The following is a 16,747-nucleotide window of genomic DNA, read 5'->3' on the forward strand; positions in this document are numbered from 1 at the left end:
CCGCCTCCCTGAGAGACTTTTCATCGCCGATTCATCTTCGCCACACCCATTCGTCCTGGCGTCACGTGCGGTGTTCATTGGGCCGGGGCCGGGGCAGGAGGTGCGAATGTGGGCATCTTCACGCCCGTGCCCTTCTACGCGGCGCGACATCGGCATAGAGAGCGAGCAGACACACGTCCCAAGGAGGACCGATGTCGCCGCGCCCGCTCATGCCGTGGTTGTTGCTGGTGGCCCTTGTTACTGCCTGCGCATCCTCGCCGCCGGAGCAGAGAAGGCGGCCGCCCCCCAGGGTGCTCTTCGAGTCCCCCCTCGCGTTGCTGCTGGAGCATCACGAGGAGCTGATGCTGAACACCGACCAGCTGATCAAGATCGGCCAGATGGACGAAGCCCTCACCGCGGCCAACAAGCCCCTGCGTGAGCAACTCCGGGAGGTCTGGCATCCCGCCCCCCCCCCGGGCGGACGGCCTCCGCCCGGAACCGGGATGACCGGAAGGAACGCCCCGGTGGGCCTGGGCGGACGGCCTCCGTACCGGCCCCCCGAGCGCCCCGCCGCGCCCCTCAGCGAGGAGGACAAGAAGCGGCAGCAGGCCATTCTCCAGGCGATGGAAGACAACGAGGCGGCGGCGTACCGCCAGGTCGAAGCGCTCCTGGATGAGCCTCAGAAGGTGAAGGCGCGGGAGCTGCTTGAGAAGCAGCGCGAGGAGCGGGCCCGCGCGCGTGAGTCGATGCAGCGTCCCCCCGAAGAGCCCCCCGCCCTGTAGCTCCACCTCGTGCATGCGCTGACGCTGGCGCCTCCGGCGACGTCGTACGCGGGGCTACCGTCTCCTCGCAGGGTGGGGACCCTCCCGGTGGACCCGTCGAAGCCAAAGTCAGACGCGTCCGAGACCGCTGTCTGCCCATCGCGGGTCCGCTCGCGGCACGAGCTCCGTGGGCGACACCCGAGGCCCCGGTGATAGGTTCCGCGAGACACCCATGACCTCTCGCGCAAAGCCCTTCGTCCTCCTCGCGCTGCTCGCCTCGCTCAGCGCCTCCGCCCAGGCTCCGTCGTCCCCGCTGGCCCCCATCTCCCCCACCACCGGCCTGGTGCTCCGGGACGATGTGGTGCGCGCCCTCATCCAGGAGAGCTCGGGGGACCGCATCCATGATGGCGTGCAGCGCCTGTCCCTCCTCGCGCGAGACAGCCTCGATGGCTATTCGGAGGCGGCCGCCTGGATGAAGTCCGCCGCCGAGGCCGCGGGGCTCCAGGACGTCCGGTTGGAGGCGATGAAGGACGGTCCCCAGTGGCGGGCCACGCGCGGCGAGCTGTGGGTGGCCGGTCCCCACCGCTACCAGGTGACGTCCTACGCGGATCTGCCCATGTCGCTGGCGGCGGGCAGCGGCAGCTTCGAGGGCACGGACCTGGACCTGGTCGACGTGGGCATGGGCACCCAGGACTCCGACTACGCAGGCAAGGACGTCAAGGGCAAGGTGGTGCTCACCCAGGGGCCGTTCTCGGCCACGCTGCGCAACGCCGTGGTGAAGTACGGCGCCGTGGGCCTGGTGTCGTCCTACTCGACACCGCCCTGGGACGCGCCCCACCGCATGGACGGCGACTTTCCGGAGCAGGTGGGCTGGGCCGGCGTCCCCCGGAGCCTCTTCCCGCAGGGCATGCGGATGCCCTTCCTGTTCATGGTGTCGGACCGGCGGGGGCGGGAGCTGCGCACCCAGCTGCGGGAGGGCCCGGTGAAGGTGGACGTGAGCGTCGCCACGCAGGCGCCCACGGGGCATCTCAGCATCGTCAGCGGCGTCATCCCCGGGACGCACGCGGGCGAGGAGGTCGTCCTCACCGCCCACCTGGACCATTACAAGCCCGGAGCCAACGACAACGCGTCCGGCTCCGCCACGTTGTTGGAGCTGGTGCGCACGTACACCGCGCTCATCCGGCGGGGCGTGCTGCCGCCGCCGGTGCGCACCCTGCGCGTGCTGTGGCTGCCGGAGTTCGAGGGCACCCGCGAGTGGTTCGCCCACCACGGCGCTGAGCCGGTGCGGCGGGTGGCGCAGTTCAACTTCGACATGCTCGGCGCCAGCCTGACCCGCTCCCACTCCCGCTTCCTGGTTTCGTACACGCCGGACTGGAACGGCAGCTTCGTGAACGCCGTGTCCGAGTCCACGGTGGACTTCATGAACCGCTTCAACAGCGTGGCCTACCCGCCGAGGAAGGATTTCCGCATCGGCTCGGTCACCGGCTCGAGGGATCCGCTGGACGCGCACATGGACCGCTACAGCCGGGGCTCGGATCACCAGATCTTCAACGACTACGGCATCCCCGGCGTCGCCTACTCCACGTGGCCGGACGACGGCTACCACACCAGCGGCGACCGGCCGGAGAACGTGGACCCCACCCAACTGCACCGGACCGTCTTCGCGGGCCTCGCAGGCGTCACCGTCGCGGCGTGGGCCGAGGGGCCGGGTGCCCTGGAGCTTTCGCGCCTGGTGGCGGTGCACGGCGCGAAGCGCGTGGCCGAGGACGAGTTCCGGGCACGCCGCGACCTGGCCGCGAAGCCCGACGCGGAGGTTCCCGGCTTCGCCCGCCTGGCACGCGCGGCAGTGCGCGCCGGCTACCAGCGTGAGCGCGACGCCCTGCGCTCCTGTCTGCCATTGGGCGCGCCCGCCGAGCCGGTGAAGGGGCTGGTCCGGGCCCTGGAGAACGCCGAGGAGCAGGCCCTGGCGCGCCTGGAAGCGGACGGCAAGGCGCGCAAAGTGTCCCTGAAGGAGCCCGCCCCGAGCGAGGCCGAGCGTCGCGCGCGGGCCTTCACTCCGCGTCGCGTGAAGGGCCAGGAGCTCGCGTCGTTCGACGACGTGGAGCGCGGTGCCGCCCCCGAATCCAAGGCCCGCGTGGACACCGTGAAGAGCGCCATGAACACCGCGGCCACGGCCCTGCGGGAGCGGGGCGAGAGCGAGCTGCGCTTCTACCAACTGGCGGATGCGCTCGCGAGCTACGCCGACGGCAAGCGCTCCGTGGCCGACATCCGCGACGCGGCCTATGCCGAGTACGGCTATGTCTTTCCCGTGGAGGCCCTGCTGGAGCTGTTCGGGCTGCTGGAGCAGGGCGGCATCATGACGCGCGGGCGATAGGGACTGGCCACCACGTCCGGCCAGGCTCCAAGCACGCCCCGGCCCGCTCCCGCGTCCGCTGGACGCACTCGTCCATCAGCCGCCCCAGCTCCGGCTGGGGCAACACCCCGTTGGTTTCGAGGAAGGACTCGTCGACTCCGGGGATGTTGGGGAGCGCGGGCGTCCGCCGCGTCTCCAGCGCGTCCAACGCCTGACGCAACGCCTGCCGTGCCTTGCCGCCGCCCCGCTCCGGGGCGAAGGCGATGATGTCCCAGGCCAGCTCCGCGTGGCGGCCCTCGTCCTCGGAGATGACCGCCAGCGTCTCACGCACGACGGGGCCGCTGGCCCGCCTCGACGCTTCACCGGCGACGCTGGCGGCCAGCCCCTCCCCCAGGCATCCCTCCAGCAACGACCCGCGCACCAGCCGGGCCCATGCATCACCTTCGTCCGGGCCGGGCTGCTGGGGGCGCTCCTGTGCCAGCTCCGGAATCGCACCCGCGCTCCAGGGCAGCCCCGGGTAGGCCCGCGCGAGCGCGAAGCACCGCCGGGAATGACGGACCTCATCCAGGGCGCGACGGGCCACGCGAGCGCGCCCCTTGAGCCGCAAGCACGCGTCCCTTCGAGAAGTCCGTGTGGTCGATGACGTAGCGGTTCCAGATCACGACCCCGATCGTCAACCCCATCGTCGCGGTGCCAATGGCCGTCATGATGGCCCCTGAAGCGCGGGAGCCCTTCGCAGGGCGCTGAGCCCGAGCGCGAAGAATCCGGGCCCCGGAAGGAAGATGACCCCGCCCAACATCACGACGAATCCAAGCATGCACGGCCCTTTCGAATGTTCGCGGCCCCTGGCACATCTCCCCGGCTCCAGGGGCCTTGGCTGCACAGGCAGGGCGTCAGAGCTGCGCGGCCACCAGCCTGGCGTAGTTCCCTTCCTGTTGCAGGAGCGCCTCGTGGCGCCCCTGCTCGACGATGCGCCCGTTCTCCATGACCAGGATGAGGTCCGCCTTGCGGATGGTGCTCAGCCGGTGCGCGATGACGATGCGGGTGCAGTTCAGGGAAGCCAATGCATCCTGGACCCGGTGCTCCGTGACGGCGTCCAGGGCGCTCGTCGCTTCATCCAAGAGGAGGATCTTCGGCTCCCGGACCAGGGCGCGAGCCAATGCCAGACGCTGCCGCTGCCCCCCGGACAGGGACATTCCCCGGTCCGCCAGCGGCGTGTCGTACTGGAGGGGCATGGCCATGATGTCATCGTGGATCTGCGCCTGCTTCGCCGCGTCCACGATGCGCGCCGGGGGCACCGAGGGGTCGCTGAGCGCGATGTTCGCGCGCAGGGTCGTCCCGAAGAACGACGGCTCCTGCAGGACGATGCCCACCTGTCCCCGCACCGCGCTCAAGGACAGCTCCGACAGGTCGACCCCGTCGTAGAGCACCCGTCCGCCCGTGGGCAGGTAGAGCCCCAACAGCAGGTTCGCGAGCGTGCTCTTCCCCGCGCCGGAGCGCCCCACGATGGCCACCAGCTGCCCAGGCTCGATGCGCACGGACACGTCCTGGACCACCATGGACGACAGGGGGCTGAAGCGGAACGACACGCGCTCCATCTCGATGCGGCCCTGGAGGTCCACGCGGGCCTCCGGCCGTGCCGTGTCGCGCTCCGCCGGGGTGTCCAGCACCTCGTCGATGCGCTCGACGTAGCTGCCCACCAGTTGCAGCTGCCCCATCGTGGCCACCAGGTTCGCCAGTGGTGTGAGCAGGGCCACGGCCAGCGCGTTGAGGCTCAACATCGTCCCCAGGCTCAGCTTGCCCTCCAGCACCTGCAGCGCGCCCAGGCATAACAGCAGCAGCGGCGCGCTCAACTTCAGCGTGCCGGAGAGGGCATCCACCCAGGCGGTCAGCCGGCCTCGCGCGAGCGTGACGTTGAGCACGTCCACGAAGAGGCCGGAGTAGTGCTGGACGGCGCGCTGCTCCGCGCCGAAGGCCTTCAGCGTCTGCATGCCCGTCAGCATCTCAATCTGGTAGCTCTGGTTGCGCGCCTCCAGCTCCAGGTTCCGGGCGAGGAGGCTGCGCTGCTGGCGCCGGGACGCCCAGAACACCAGCAATTGCAGCGCGCCCAGGCCGCCCACCAGCAGGGCCGTGCCGGGGCTCGCCACGACCAGGATGACGAGGTAGAGCACCACCAGCAGGCCATCCAGCAGCGTGGACACGAGGCTGGAGGAGAGCACCTCGCGCACGGTGGACGTGACGTTGAGGCGCGCCATCAGGTCACCCGCCGCGCGCACCTGGAAGAAGGGATACGCCAGTGACACCAGGTGCTCGAGGAACCCGAGCGTCATGTCCGAGTCCACCCGCGTGCGCAGCTCCAGCAGCAGATGACTGCGCACCAGCGAGGTCAGCAGGTGGAAGCACACCAGCGCGCCCAGCCCCACGCCCAGCACCAGCAGCAGGTGGTAGTCGCCCCGGGGAACGACCCGGTCCACCACCAGGCCCGTCAGCAGCGGGATGGAGAGCGTCAGGACCTGCAACATCAACGACAGGACGAACACCCGCGTGAGCGTCTGGGATTGGCGCGCGAACTTCTCCACGTAGCGGGACATGCGCCGGGCCTTGCCCGGGCCGCGCACGAAACCCTCGCCGGGCTCGAAGAGCAGCGCCACGCCGGTGAAGAACTGGCGGAACTGCTCCATGAGCACGAAGCGTCGGCCCTGCTCCGGGTCGACGATGTGCACGCCTTCGGGGGTCCACCGCTCGAAGACGACGTAGTGGGTGAACTTCCAATGGAGGACCGCCGCCGGGGGCAGGAAGGGCACGCCGTCCAGGTCGATGGAGACGCCCCGCCCCCGCAGGCCGAAGGTGCGCCCCGCGGCCAGCAGGTGCGCCGCCGCGAGCCCGGCCTGGGCGGCTCCCGTCACCCGCCGCACCTCGTCCAGGCCCACGCCCCGGCCGTGGAAGCCCAGCACCATGGCCAGGCACGCGAGCCCGCACTCCGCCGCGGTCATCTGCCGCACTTCCGGGATGCGCCGGCCGCGCGCCGCTTCCTGCAGCCGCCTCAGCGCGGGGAAGCGCTCCACGAGTCCCCGTCCCGTCTCATCCGCCATGGGGGAGCAGCTCCTTCAGTCCGGGGACGAGCGTGAGCAGGATGCTCTCCGCCTTCACCCGCGCCTCCGCCCGTGCCGGCATGCCGTCGTAGTAGTTGAAGGTCCGCCCCTCGCGGACGAACGTCCGCAGCGGCAGCCGCGCGCGCACGAGCACCAGCGCGCCCTCCAGGGGAATGGCATCCGCCAGCTCCGGGCCCAGGTAGCGCCGCGCTTCACCAGGCCCGATGATCTGATCACCCACGGACTCGATGACGAGGTCGCGGTACTCGTAGGCGAAGCCCTGCAGCTCCAGGCGCAGGTCCATGCCCGGCACGAGCAGCGGACGGTACTGGCCCGGCAGGAAGGCCAGCACCGCCACCGTCGCGTCATCTCCCAACAGCGACAGCGCGCGCATGCCCGAGGAGATGTACTGCCCGGGCTGGAGCCGCACGTCCCCCACGACGCCCGCGTGGGGCGCCCGCAGCGTGCGCTCCTCCAGACGGGCCTGGGCCAGCTCACGTTCGGCGCGAAGCCCCGTGAGCGCCTGGCGCGCGCCCTCGTCCGTGGGGTCGCGCAGGTAGCGGACGAGTTGCAGCTCGAACTCGCGGGAGATGCGCGCCAGGGTCCCCTGCTCCTGTTCGGACGCGAAGTGCACCAGCGGCTGGCCCGCCACGACCCGCTGACCGGGCTGCACGTCCACCGTCAGCACCACGCCGGAGAACGCGACCGTCAGGTCCGTCTTGCCCTCCACGCGGATGAGCGCGGGGCCCGACGCATACTCGAAGAGCGTGCCCACGCAGAAGAAGAGCAGCGAGCAGACCATCACGCCCACGAGCAACCCGTAGGCCCACCGGGTCCACGCGGGGCTGATCCGCAAGACGTCCCCACCAGACTCCGCGTGGGCCCGCTGCCGGTACTCCAGCGCCTCCTTGCGGAACGGGCTCGGCCGGGACGTCATGGCGTGGCCGCCTGGGAAGGAGCCTCGACCTGGACGAACACCCGCACCACGACGCCCGAAGACACCGGCGCGGAGGAGTCCTCGCGGGGCACGCTCGCGATGGCCAGGATCATGCGTGAGGCCGCGTCCACCTCTGGCGCCACGTGCGCCACCCTGCCCTCCAGGATCTGCTTCAGGGACGGGACCTCCACGGACAGCCGCGTCCCCACGGTGAGGTCCGCCGCCTGGTCCTCTGGGATGGCGAAGCGCACCTGCTGCGCCCCGGAGCGGATGAGGTGGTAGAGGGCGCGGCCGGGGGACACCATCGCGCCGGTGTCCAGGTAGCGGTTCGCCACCTGTCCGTCGAAGGGCGCGAGCACGGAGGCATCGGAGAGCTTCTGGGAGATCTGCGCCACCCGAGCCTTGCGCTCGGCCACGACGGCCTCCGCCGCGCGCAGGCGGCCCACGGCGGTCTGCTCCTGGTAGCGAGCCGTGGCCACCTCCTCCTCGGAGAGGGCGCCCAGGGCCCGCTGCCGCGGATCGGCCCGGCGCTGGAGCCGCTCCTGCATCTCCGTGAGCGCGATGGAGGCGATGTGTTGCTCCGCCTCGCCCGCCTGGAGCGACGCCTGCGCCACGGCCAGCTCCCGTTGCAGGGCCCGCGTGTCCAGTTGGGCGAGGACGGCGCCCTGGCGCACGGTGTCTCCCACCTGCGCGTTCATGCGCTCGACGGTGCCCTCCATCCGCGCGGCCACGTCCACGCTGCCGCTGGCGACGATGACGCCGAGGAATCCTTCGCGATGGGGCGTCGTCCCAGCCACGCGGGGTCCGGACTGCGGAGAGGAGGCCGGCGCTCTCGGAGCGACGGCTCCGCGGCCACCGTGCCAGCGGATGAGCAGGAGCGCCCCCAGGAAGACCAGAGCACCAAAGCTCAGCGCCAATGTCGTGCGTCGTGAAATCACGCGGGAGTCATACGGGGTGCGGAGCGCACGGGAGCCGGGGACTGAAACGAAAGAAGATGAGACACGTTGTGACAATCCAGGTTCGAGGCCGGACAGCCCGGCATCCCCCGGATGCCGCATTGTACTTCGGCGGGCCCCGGCGCCACTTTCCATTTCGTGCGCCCCCTTCACCCGCGCCCCATTTCTCGTATGTTCGGCGCACCGATTCAGTCTCTGCCCCCCACCGCGCATCCAGGTCATCCCATGCTTCGTCCGCGATTCGCAGCCCTTGCACTGCTCCCGCTCGTCTCCGCCTGTTCCTCCCCGGAGTGCACGGACACAACGGATTGTGCGTCCCGAGGCCCCGACATCGTTTGTGTTGAAGAGCGTTGCGTTCAGGCTTCCGCGCCAGACGCGGGGCCCCATGACGCAGGCGCGGATGACGCGGGCGCGGATGACGCGGGCTCGGATGACGCGGGCTCCGGCGACGCGGGGACTCCCGACGCGGGGACTCCCGACGCGGGCTCCACGGATGCCGGCGAAGCGGATGCGGGCAGCGTGGATGGCGGTGGGCCGCCTCCTCCGGAAGCCTCGCTCCGCATCACCGAGATCAACCCCGACCTCCCGCAGGACCTCATCGAGCTGGTGGCCGTCAGCGGCGGGACCCTGGCGGGCATCTCCCTCCAGGAGCTCACCAACTCGGATTTCACCTTCACCTTTCCCCAGGGCTATACGGTGGAGACAGGCGCCGTGCTCGTGCTCCACCTCGGTGGCTCCTGCACCGACGCTCCTGGCAATCCGGCCTCCTGCGGACAGACATCCCCGTTCAGCGCCAGTGCCTGGGATTTCAGCATGCCAGGCACGCTGAGCTACTCAGGCAAGGTGTTTGAATTGATTTCGTCCAAGGGGACGCCTGTCGATGGCGTTCCCTTCGTCCGAGCCTCCGGGGAGATGCCCTCGAGCATCGTCGCCGCCGTCCAGCGCCTGCAGGCGGACCGTGTCTGGGATTCCACCCCTTGCATCCACGACATGACCACGGGCTTCGCCAAGGACCGCTACTGCCGGAACATCTCCGTGAACTGGTCCGACCTCAACGCGAGCACCAGCATCATGCGCATCAGTGGCGCCTCACCGCTGACGACTCCGGGAATCCAGACACAATGGAGCGGCCCTCTGCCTTCCCGCTGGGGGACCTACTAAGCCTCCACCGCTGACTCATTCAAAGCTTCACAGCGGCCGGGCACTTCACTGAATGTGCCCCCCTTCAGCGCTCCGGGAAAAGTGAGGCATTCGCGACTCATGTCCGCGTCACTCGCTGATACATGGAAATGCTGGAGAGGTTTGAAGCGACCGGACTGCGCGAGATACCCTTGGCGGGCCGTCACAAGGAGGCGGCCCCACCATGATGACTCCCGACCTGATCATCCGCGCCTGGAAGGACCCGTCGTTCCGCGAGAGCCTCACCGCCGAGCAGCGCGCTCAGCTGCCCGCGAATCCCTCGGGCGCGACGCTGAACGAGCTGAACGAGTCCGAGCTGCTGGACGTCGTTGGCGGCCTGAAGGACGTAGGCGACTTTTTCACCGCCACCAACTCCTGTGAGTACATCTGCACCAACCTGACGTTCGTGTGCTGAGGGACGGGGTGTGATGGGCAGCTCCCACGGGGAGCCCTCCCGTTTCACCCGAGGCGCGGGGGCTCCGGCCCTCGCGCCTGTCTTTTTCCACGTCCCGCCGGACGTGAAGTGCGTGCATGCGTGAGGGCTCGAAGATGGGTGCGTGGGAACGGGCAGCCTTCCTCCATGAGCGGGAGGCCACGGATGCGGACCCTTCCGCCCCGGCGCTCCAGAAGGCCGAGGCGCGCCACCAGGCGTGGCGGCGCAGCACGCTGGGCGATGAGGCGTCCTTCGACGAGCGGCTCCGCGGCGTGGGACTCGACGCGGCCTCCTTCGTGCGCAGGCTCGCCGCGGGCACCGCGCGGCCCGAAGCCCTGACGTGGCGGCCACTCCTCGAGGAAGTGCTGGCGGACCGCGCGGCCGATGTCGTCCTGCCGCCCCCCGTGGACGCGGGCCCGCGGATGCGTGTGCCGTCCCTGACCCGCCGGTTCCTCCAACTGGGCCTTCGCCGGCTGCGCACCGGAATCGCGGCACTGGCCGCCCGGACGAAGCGGGCCGCGGACACGTTGCTGGACGCGCGCGCCGTGGCCTGGCTCGTGGAGGCGCTGGAGCAGCGGTTGATCCAGGCCGCGACCCGGTCCCTGGTGCTGGAGCTCAACGTGGCCCGGCTCCGGGGCGAGCTGGTGGGCGAGACGCCTCAAGCGCGCTTCGAGCACTTCGCCCTGCACGCCCTGGAGGCCCCGGGCCGGCTCACCGCGTTCCTGGAGGAGTACCCGGTCCTGGCGCGACTGCTGGTGACGCACCTGGAGCGCTGGCTCCATACGAGCCTGGAGCTGCTGACGCGCCTGGCGGAGGACCGCGAGGCATTGGTGGCCCTGCTGGACGCGGGCGTGGATCCGGGCCCGCTCGTGGAGGTGCGCGCCGGAGCGGGCGACTCACACCGCGAGGGCCGCAGCGTGGCGCTGCTGACCTTCCGCTCCGGACTGCGCGTCGTCTACAAGCCGCGGTCGCTGGAGATCGAAGCGCGCTACCAGGACCTGCTGGAGCAGCTGGAGCGCTGGGGGTTGCGCCGTCCGCACCGCCGCTTGAAGGTGCTCACGCGCGAGTCGCACGGCTGGGTGGAGTACGTGGAGACCGGCGGGTGCGAGGACCGCGACGCCGTGGCGCGCTTCTACTGGCGTCAGGGCAGCCACCTGGCGCTGGTGTATCTGCTGCGCGGGGTGGACCTCCACTCCGGCAACCTCCTCGCCGCCGGGGAGTTCCCCGTCCTGGTGGACCTGGAGGGGCTCTTCCACCAGCTGGCCATCCCTCGTACCGATGACACGGCGATGTCCCGGGCCGCGCGCCTGCTCGAGCGGTCCGTGATCAGCAGCGGCCTGCTGCCCACGCTGCTCTTCGGCAGGGAGGGCCAGGCCGGCGTGGACCTGAGCGGGCTGGGCGGCGAGGCCGGTCAGCTCTTCCCCTACGCCGCGCCCACGCTGGAGGACCGCGCACGGGACACCCTGCACGTCGTCCGCCGGCAGCCGGCCACGGCAGCGGCCCACAATCGCCCGCTGCTCCACGGGCAGCCCGTGGACGTCACCGCGTTCGCGGCGTGCATCGAAGAGGGCTTCCAGGAGACCTACTCGCTGCTGCTCCAGCATCGCGAGACGGTGGCGCGGACACTCGAAGGTTTCCGGGACGTGGAGGTGCGTCACATCGCCCGCGCGACGATGCGCTACGGCTTCCTCCTCCAGGAGGGCCTCCACCCGGACTTCCTGCGCGACGCGCTCGACAGGGATCAGCTGCTCGACAAGCTGTGGGCGGAGGTTCGCGTGCGCCCCGCGCTGGCGCGGCTCACGGCCTCCGAGCACGAGGACCTCCGGCTGGGCGACGTGCCCGTCTTCACCGCCCGGCCCGGCTCCCGCCACGTCTGGGACAGCCGGGGGCGCTGCATCCCGGATCATCTGCCGCGCCCCGCCCTGGAGGGCTCGCTCCAACTGCTGGAGTCCCTGAGCGCCGAGGACTGCGCCGCGCAGGTGGCGCTCATCCGTCAGTCACTGGTGACGCTCGAACGGGAGCAGGAGCCGATGCCCCGCGCGCCGGGGCCAACCACCGGAGACACCCTGCCCCCTCCCGCCATGCCCGAGGCGTGCCTGGCTGGCGCGATCCAACTGGGCGAGCGGCTGGCGGCCCAAGCCATCCATGGCACGCACGACGCTGGCTGGATTGGAATGGGCCTTCAGGACCTGGAGCGTCGCCGGTGGGGACTCTCCCCGCTGCACACGGACCTCTTCGATGGCGTCGGAGGCCCGGCGCTCTTCTTCGGCTACCTGGCGGCGGTGACGGGCCGGGAGGACTTCAGGTCGCTGGCGCGCAGGGCGGCGATGCCGGTGCGCGAAGCGTGGCGCGCGTCCGAGTCCCAGCACCCTCCCGGCGTGGGGGCTTTCTCGGGCCGTGCGTCGCACGTCTATGTCCTCAGCCACCTCGCCGTGGCGCTGGGCGACGCCGCGCTGCTGGAGGAGGTCCACGCGGGCCTGGGCTCGCTGGAGGCGAGGATCGACGCGGACACGGCGCTGGACCTGGTCGCGGGCGTCGCGGGGGCCGCGCTGGTGCTGATGCGGCTCCACCAGCAGACCGGCAGCGAGGAGGCGCTCCGGCTGGCGCGGCGGTGCGGAGAGCGGATGCTCCAGACCGCGAGCGACGCCGAGCACGGAGGCCGCGCCTGGGTGGTGCCCACGGCGGGTCGCGCGCTCACGGGCCTGGCCCACGGCGCATCCGGCTTCATCTGGGCCCTGCTGGAGCTGGCCGCGCTCACCGGCGACGAGCGCTACCGGGAGGCCGCGCGCCAGGGCCTCGCCTTCGAACGGGCCTTGTTCGTTCCGGAGCGCGGCAACTGGAAGGATTTGCGCACGTCGAAGAACGGCGAGCCGATGGTGCCCGGCGGCTTCATGACGGCCTGGTGCAACGGGGCCGCGGGCGGCGCCCTGGCCCGGCTGTTGTCCCTGCGCCACCTGGACGATGCGCGGCTGCGCGACGAGCTTCGCGCGGGGCTCGCCACCGTGCAGCGAGAGGGCTTCGGCGGCAGCCACTGCCTCTGCCACGGGGACGTGGGCAACCTGGAGGTGCTGCACCTGGCGGGAGAGGTGCTGGGCGAGGAGGCCTGGAAGCAGGCCGCGCGCTCGCGAGCCGCGCGGGTGCTGGCGCAGGGCCTCGATGGGACATGGCGCTGTGGCCTGCCCCGGTTCACCGAGGCCCCCGGGCTGATGCTGGGATTGGCCGGCATCGGGATGGGGCTCCTGCGCCTCGCCGCGCCCGACGTCGTGCCGTCCGTGCTGGCGTTGCAGGCTCCCCGCCGCGGCCCCTTCCCTTCATCCGCGCCCTGAAAGGGACGGCGGGCCACCGCACCGGTCCGCCTCCCCACCCGCCGGCCGATACGGCGGCTACTTCACCGTGTCGGTGGCCACCGTCCCGGCCGGAGCAGCGGCCTCAACGGTCCGTGCCGCCGCCTTTGCCTCGGCCTCGGAGAGGTTCTTCAACGCGGCGAGCCCCGCCTCGAAGTCCGAGCCGACCAGCTTGTCCATGTCCATGAACACGGAGAATGCCTTGCTCAAGAAACCGTTCTGACCGCTCATCACCCACGTGACCCGGGTGCCGTCCCCTGCCGACTCGAACCGGAAGACCGTTTCATTGGTGACCTCGAACGGCTTGACGAAGTCGAGCTGGAGCTGGAGCTGCGCGGGCGGGTTGAGCGCGACGATCGTCATCTTGCCCTGGCTGGAGCCGTCGCTGGTGGCCCAGGCGACCGAGTGGCCCACCGTGGCGGGAGTGCCCGTGTAGGTGTCCTTCCGGGCAGGGTCGGGCTTCAGGAACGGCGACCAGGCCCCCACCTTGTTGAAGTCAGCAACGAATCCGTACACCACGTCGGCCGGCGCGCTCACCGTGGTGGAGCGCTCCACCTTGAAGGTGGACGGACGTGTCGCGACAAAGCCGAGGAACGCAACGAGGACGACGCCGACACCGAGCAGGATCTTCTTGAGCATGCGGAACTCCTGATTCCAACGAGGGCTTTCCAACGCGTCGAACGAGCCCCCAGCAAATCGACACGTCCGGAGCTTTTCCTGGAACTTCGCACAAACCCCCGGAATCACAGGGGCATTGTCGACGTTCGGGATGCCACGCCGATTTGACGGGTTCCGCTCCCGGGGGCACGGTGCGGCTCCACGGAGGTGGATTTCATGAAACGAATGGCACTGGTTCTCTGCCTGGCCACCGCGGGCTGCGCGTCGCGGCAGCATCCCGCGGCCGCCAATCGCTGGCTCCTCACCGGCACGCGGCTCTATGTGGCTCCGGACCAGCCCCCGGTGGACAACGCCTGGGTGCTCGTGAGCGACGGGAAGATTGAGGCCATTGGCTCCGCGTCCGACGCTCCGCCAGCGGGTCTCCGCCGTGAGGACGCATGCAGCGGCGGGGTCATCACCGCCGGCTTCCAGAACAGCCACGTCCACTTCACGGACCCCGCGTTCGCCGGGGCCGCCAGCCGGCCGAGCACCGAGCTCCAGCCGCCGTTGAGCGGGATGACCACGCGCTTCGGCTTCACCACCGTCGTCGACACCGGCTCTGATCCCGCGAACACCGGGGCACTCCGCCAGCGCATCGAGCGCGGCGAGCTGCAGGGGCCGGAAGTCCTCACCGTCGGTTCCCCGATGTATCCGGAGAACGGCATCCCCTTCTACCTGCGGGACCTGCCGCCCGAGCTGCTGCGGCAGCTCGCGCAGCCCGCGTCGGCGGAGGAGGGTCGCGACATCGTCCGGAAGAACTTCGAGAACGGCGCGGGCGGGACCAAGCTGTTCGTCGCCACGCCCCAGGGGCACGGAGAGATCCGCCGCATGTCCGCGGACATCGCGCGCGCCGTGGCGGAGGAGACCCACTCGCACAAGGGCCTGGTCATGGTGCATCCCACGGACCCCGAAGGCGTGAGCGCCGCGGTGCAGGCCGGAGTGGACGTCGTCGTGCACACGACCATCGACCCGCCTAAGTCCACGTGGAGCCCCGAGCTCATCCACCAGATGGTGGAGCGCCACGTGTCCGTGGTGCCGACGCTCCAGCTCTGGGGCTACGAGCTCGCCAAGGCCCAGGTGCCCGCGGAGGTGACCGAGCGCATCGTGGGCGATGCCGAGCGGCAGCTCGCCGCGTTCTCCCGCGCTGGCGGACAGGTCCTGTTCGGCACCGACGTGGGATACATGACCGAGTGGGATCCGACGCGCGAATACGTCCTCATGGCCCACGCGGGGCTGACGCCGATGCAGATCCTCGCGTCACTGACCACCGCCCCCGCGGCACGCTGGAGCGCCAGCGAGCGCCGCGGCCGCGTCAAGCCGGGCTTCGACGCGGACCTGGTGGTGCTCGACGGCGATCCCGCGGCGGACGTCCGGCGGTTCACCCACGTGAAGTGCACGTTTCGCGCGGGCAAGCTACTCTTCGTCCGCGCGGCGGCTGACCGAGCCGGCGTCGATACGCTCGCGGGCGCCCGGCCCAGCCCCGGGCCTGGAGGCCCCCTTGGTCCATGACGTGATCATCGCAGGGGCTGGCCCGGTGGGCCTGTTCCTGGCCTGCGAGCTGCGGCTCGCGAAGCGCTCCGTGCTGGTGCTCGAACAACTGGAGGATCCGCACTCCCCCCTGAAGCGGTTCCCGTTTGGAAGGCGGGGGCTCTGGGGCCCCAGCATCGAAGCCTTCCACCGGCGCGGGCTGCTGGAACAGATTGCGTCGCAACGTCCTACCGGGGGTGACCCTGGCCAACCGAGACCTGGAGCCGTCGCGTCCGGCGCACAGCGGAGCGGCCCGGGCGGCCACTTCGCGGGCATCCCATTCGACTACAGCAATATCGATGCGTCGCGGTGGACGTACCATCTCCCGGGCCCGGCCGACACCCAACTGGGGGTCGAAATGGAGCACATCGAGCGCGTCCTCGCCGCTCACGCACTCTCCCTCGGAGTGGAGCTCCAGCGCGGCCAGGGTGTCGAAGGCTTCGAGGCATCAAACGATGACGTCACCGTCAGGGCCGGCGAGCAGCGCTTTCGCGCGCGTTGGCTCGTGGGGTGCGACGGCGGCCGCAGCACCATCCGCAAGCAAGGGGGCTTCGAGTTCGTCGGGACCGGGCCTGAGCTCACGGGCTATTCGGTCCAGGTCGAGCTCGCCGATCCGGAGAAGCTCCGGATCGGTCGTGTCTCCACGCCGACCGGGACGTACACCCAGATGCAGCGCGGGGCGATCGCGATGGTCGACTTCGACGGCGGCGCGTTCCATCGCACCCAGCCCATCACCCTCGAGCACGTGCAAGCGGTCCTCCGGCGCGTGTCCGGCACCGACGTGACCGTCACGGCGTTGCACGTCGCCACCACCTGGACCGACCGCTCACAGCAGGCCACGACCTACCGCAAGGGCCGGGTGCTGCTGGCGGGCGACGCCGCGCACATCCATTCACCGCTTGGCGGACAGGGGCTGAACCTCGGATTGGGGGACGCCATGAACCTCGGGTGGAAGCTCGCCGCGACCCTCCGAGGCGATGCCCCGGATGGCTTGCTCGACAGCTACACCGCCGAGCGGCATCCGATTGGCGCGCGCATCCTCGATTGGACGCGGGCCCAGGTCGCGCTGATGCACCCCACCCCCCGTTCCCGCGCGCTCGCAGCCATCCTCCGCGACCTGCTCGAGACGCGCGACGGTGCGACCTACTTCGCTGAACGCCTCTGGGGTGTATCGCTGCGCTACGACCTCGGCGGTGAGCACCCGTTGGTGGGCCGCAGCTGCCCGGACTTCGAATTCGAGGACGGAACGAGGCTCGGCACATTGCTCCGGGCTGGAAACGGCGTGCTGTTGGACTTCGACCGCCAGCCGTCGCTCCAGGCGCTGGAGGGCCACTGGGGCGACCAGGTCCGGTACGTGGCCAGCGACGCCAGGAATCGCCTTGGACTGAGCGCGGTGCTCGTGCGGCCGGATGGATTCGTTGCCTGGGCGAGCGATACGGCTCCCGATCCCGAAGACATCACACGCGCCGCGGCGAGGTGGTTCACGAGCCGCGAGCCGCAGGCCATCCCTCGCTGAAACGAAGCGGTTC

General features: G+C 70.6%; 12 protein-coding genes. 7 read left to right on the plus strand and 5 right to left on the minus strand.

From position 1 onward, the window contains the following. Positions 1 to 191 precede the first annotated feature (191 nt). Together KYK13_RS28880 and KYK13_RS28885 are read left to right on the plus strand one after the other, a co-directional pair. Positions 192 to 761 (plus strand): hypothetical protein, encoded by a 570-nt coding sequence (locus KYK13_RS28880; protein WP_223636077.1) that lies wholly within the window; start codon positions 192 to 194, stop codon positions 759 to 761. Between the two features lie 211 nt (positions 762 to 972). Continuing rightward, on the plus strand, positions 973 to 3,114 hold the full coding sequence (locus KYK13_RS28885) for a M28 family peptidase (RefSeq protein ID WP_223636079.1): 2,142 nt from the start codon (positions 973 to 975) through the stop codon (positions 3,112 to 3,114). Here the strand turns inward: KYK13_RS28885 and KYK13_RS28890 are convergent. From KYK13_RS28890 to KYK13_RS28905, 4 genes are all read right to left on the minus strand, one after another. Continuing rightward, positions 3,095 to 3,676 carry a hypothetical protein gene (locus KYK13_RS28890; RefSeq protein WP_223636081.1) on the minus strand — a complete coding sequence of 194 codons (582 nt, stop codon included), beginning with the start codon at positions 3,674 to 3,676 and terminating at the stop codon, positions 3,095 to 3,097. The two genes, KYK13_RS28885 and KYK13_RS28890, sit on opposite strands and share 20 nt — an antisense overlap. A 310-nt stretch (positions 3,677 to 3,986) precedes the next feature. Further along, a complete protein-coding gene (locus KYK13_RS28895) occupies positions 3,987 to 6,185 on the minus strand; it encodes a peptidase domain-containing ABC transporter (protein WP_223636083.1) in 2,199 nt (732 codons plus the stop codon). Continuing rightward, positions 6,175 to 7,122 carry an HlyD family efflux transporter periplasmic adaptor subunit gene (locus KYK13_RS28900; protein WP_223636085.1) on the minus strand — a complete coding sequence of 316 codons (948 nt, stop codon included), beginning with the start codon at positions 7,120 to 7,122 and terminating at the stop codon, positions 6,175 to 6,177. The genes KYK13_RS28895 and KYK13_RS28900 overlap by 11 nt, the downstream gene beginning before the upstream one ends. Next, positions 7,119 to 7,919: an efflux RND transporter periplasmic adaptor subunit gene (locus KYK13_RS28905; RefSeq protein ID WP_223636088.1), complete on the minus strand. Its 801-nt coding sequence runs from the start codon at positions 7,917 to 7,919 to the stop codon at positions 7,119 to 7,121. The genes KYK13_RS28900 and KYK13_RS28905 overlap by 4 nt, the downstream gene beginning before the upstream one ends. 384 nt (positions 7,920 to 8,303) lie before the next feature. On the opposite strand from KYK13_RS28905, the gene KYK13_RS28910 reads away from it, so the two are divergent. The 3 genes from KYK13_RS28910 (at position 8,304) to KYK13_RS28920 (ending at position 13,016) form a co-directional block, all read left to right on the plus strand. Beyond that, positions 8,304 to 9,239 (plus strand): hypothetical protein, encoded by a 936-nt coding sequence (locus KYK13_RS28910; protein WP_223636091.1) that lies wholly within the window; start codon positions 8,304 to 8,306, stop codon positions 9,237 to 9,239. Positions 9,240 to 9,441: 202 nt separating this feature from the next. Continuing rightward, positions 9,442 to 9,672, plus strand: coding sequence for a mersacidin/lichenicidin family type 2 lantibiotic (locus tag KYK13_RS28915; protein WP_223636094.1), 231 nt, complete (start codon positions 9,442 to 9,444; stop codon positions 9,670 to 9,672). A gap of 116 nt (positions 9,673 to 9,788) precedes the next feature. Further along, on the plus strand, positions 9,789 to 13,016 hold the full coding sequence (locus KYK13_RS28920) for a type 2 lanthipeptide synthetase LanM family protein (RefSeq protein WP_223636097.1): 3,228 nt from the start codon (positions 9,789 to 9,791) through the stop codon (positions 13,014 to 13,016). Positions 13,017 to 13,073: 57 nt separating this feature from the next. Here the strand turns inward: KYK13_RS28920 and KYK13_RS28925 are convergent, their stop codons facing one another. After that, the gene (locus KYK13_RS28925; protein ID WP_223636100.1) at positions 13,074 to 13,673 is read right to left on the minus strand and encodes an SRPBCC family protein; all 600 of its coding nucleotides are present in this window, start codon (positions 13,671 to 13,673) and stop codon (positions 13,074 to 13,076) included. A 204-nt stretch (positions 13,674 to 13,877) separates the two neighbouring features. On the opposite strand from KYK13_RS28925, the gene KYK13_RS28930 reads away from it, so the two are divergent. Together KYK13_RS28930 and KYK13_RS28935 are read left to right on the plus strand one after the other, a co-directional pair. After that, on the plus strand, positions 13,878 to 15,200 hold the full coding sequence (locus KYK13_RS28930) for an amidohydrolase family protein (protein ID WP_223636103.1): 1,323 nt from the start codon (positions 13,878 to 13,880) through the stop codon (positions 15,198 to 15,200). Beyond that, positions 15,190 to 16,734, plus strand: coding sequence for an FAD-dependent monooxygenase (locus tag KYK13_RS28935; protein WP_223636105.1), 1,545 nt, complete (start codon positions 15,190 to 15,192; stop codon positions 16,732 to 16,734). The genes KYK13_RS28930 and KYK13_RS28935 overlap by 11 nt, the downstream gene beginning before the upstream one ends. Positions 16,735 to 16,747 lie beyond the last annotated feature (13 nt).

It is taken from the genome of Corallococcus sp. EGB (genome assembly GCF_019968905.1).
Classification (GTDB): Bacteria; Myxococcota; Myxococcia; order Myxococcales; family Myxococcaceae; genus Corallococcus.

What these genes read in the sequence shown, in the direction of transcription:
- KYK13_RS28880 (WP_223636077.1), top strand. Translation starts at nt 192, where the DNA reads ATGTCGCCGCGCCCGCTCATGCCGTGGTTGTTGCTGGTGGCCCTTGTT.
- KYK13_RS28885 (WP_223636079.1), top strand. Translation starts at nt 973, where the DNA reads ATGACCTCTCGCGCAAAGCCCTTCGTCCTCCTCGCGCTGCTCGCCTCG.
- KYK13_RS28895 (WP_223636083.1), bottom strand. Translation starts at nt 6,185, where the DNA reads ATGGCGGATGAGACGGGACGGGGACTCGTGGAGCGCTTCCCCGCGCTG.
- KYK13_RS28900 (WP_223636085.1), bottom strand. Translation starts at nt 7,122, where the DNA reads ATGACGTCCCGGCCGAGCCCGTTCCGCAAGGAGGCGCTGGAGTACCGG.
- KYK13_RS28910 (WP_223636091.1), top strand. Translation starts at nt 8,304, where the DNA reads ATGCTTCGTCCGCGATTCGCAGCCCTTGCACTGCTCCCGCTCGTCTCC.
- KYK13_RS28915 (WP_223636094.1), top strand. Translation starts at nt 9,442, where the DNA reads ATGATGACTCCCGACCTGATCATCCGCGCCTGGAAGGACCCGTCGTTC.
- KYK13_RS28920 (WP_223636097.1), top strand. Translation starts at nt 9,789, where the DNA reads ATGCGTGAGGGCTCGAAGATGGGTGCGTGGGAACGGGCAGCCTTCCTC.
- KYK13_RS28925 (WP_223636100.1), bottom strand. Translation starts at nt 13,673, where the DNA reads ATGCTCAAGAAGATCCTGCTCGGTGTCGGCGTCGTCCTCGTTGCGTTC.
- KYK13_RS28930 (WP_223636103.1), top strand. Translation starts at nt 13,878, where the DNA reads ATGGCACTGGTTCTCTGCCTGGCCACCGCGGGCTGCGCGTCGCGGCAG.